The sequence below is a fragment of the Mesorhizobium sp. M7A.F.Ca.CA.004.12.1.1 genome (genome assembly GCF_003997835.1).
In the GTDB taxonomy this organism is placed as follows: domain Bacteria; phylum Pseudomonadota; class Alphaproteobacteria; order Rhizobiales; family Rhizobiaceae; genus Mesorhizobium.
In genome coordinates, this window is record NZ_RZRK01001289.1 from 1 (window position 1) to 1,005 (window position 1,005).

Sequence of the window (1,005 nt, forward strand, 5' to 3'; positions counted from 1 at the left end):
CGTGGTTCCTCGCCGAGAACATCCGCTGGGGCAAGTTCGCGCCGACCACCGACATCAAGGCGCTGGTCGATCAGGTCAACCGCGAGGATTTGTGGCGCGAAGCGGCCAAGGATCTCGGCGTTGCGGCTGCCGACGTTCCGGCGTCGTCGTCGCGCGGCGTCGAGACCTTCTTCGACGGCAAGATCTTCGATCCGGCCAACCCGTCCGCCTATCTCGATAGCCTGAAGATCAAGGCATCGGCCTGAACCCCTGCGCAAACGGCGCATTGCGCCGTTTGTCGCTCGAATTATCTGCCCCACGGAGTTTTCCCCAGACATGTCGATGCAGACTATCGAGGACACCAAGGTGAAGGCCTTTCCTGCCAAGCCGGCGGAGGTCATCGCCTTCACTGCCAAGGCACGGCGTCGCTTCGAGCCGCTCGCCATCGCCGGCAAACTGGCGAGCGCGCTGGTGCCGCCCATCATCGTCATCGCGCTGATGTTGGTCGTCTGGCAGATCGCCTGTTCGTCGCCGACATCAAGCCTGCCGCCGCCGACCCAGGTGTGGAACGAGGCCTACGATTTGATCGCGCATCCGTTCTTCGACAATGGCCCGCAGGATATCGGTCTGGCATGGCGCGTGCTAATCTCGCTGCAGCGTGTTGCCATCGGCTTCGGCCTGGCGGCGGTGGTCGGCGTCGCGCTCGGCGCGCTGGTCGGCCAGTCGATCTGGGCGATGCGCGGCCTCGACCCGGTGTTCCAGATCCTGCGCACGGTGCCGCCGCTGGCCTGGCTGCCTCTGTCGCTGGCGGCGTTCCGCGATTCCAGCCCGTCGGCGATCTTCGTCATCTTCATCACGTCGATCTGGCCAATCATCATCAACACCGCGGTCGGCGTGCGTAACATCCCAGAGGATTATCGCAACGTCTCGCGCATCCTGCGGCTCAACCAGTTCGAGTTCTTCGTGAAGATCATGGTGCCGGCCGCCGCGCCTTACATCTTTACCGGCCTGAGGATCGGCATCGGC

At 64.0% G+C, this 1,005-nt stretch carries 1 protein-coding gene and 1 pseudogene; both read left to right on the top strand.

The genetic code is table 11. From position 1 onward, the window contains the following. Positions 1-245 (top strand): annotated as a pseudogene (locus EN984_RS35860) (bicarbonate-binding protein); the annotation flags it as partial. A gap of 70 nt (positions 246-315) precedes the next feature. Continuing rightward, positions 316-1,005, top strand: a 690-nt coding sequence (gene ntrB, locus EN984_RS35865) for a nitrate ABC transporter permease (protein ID WP_127384420.1), incomplete at its 3' end; no start/stop codon positions are given.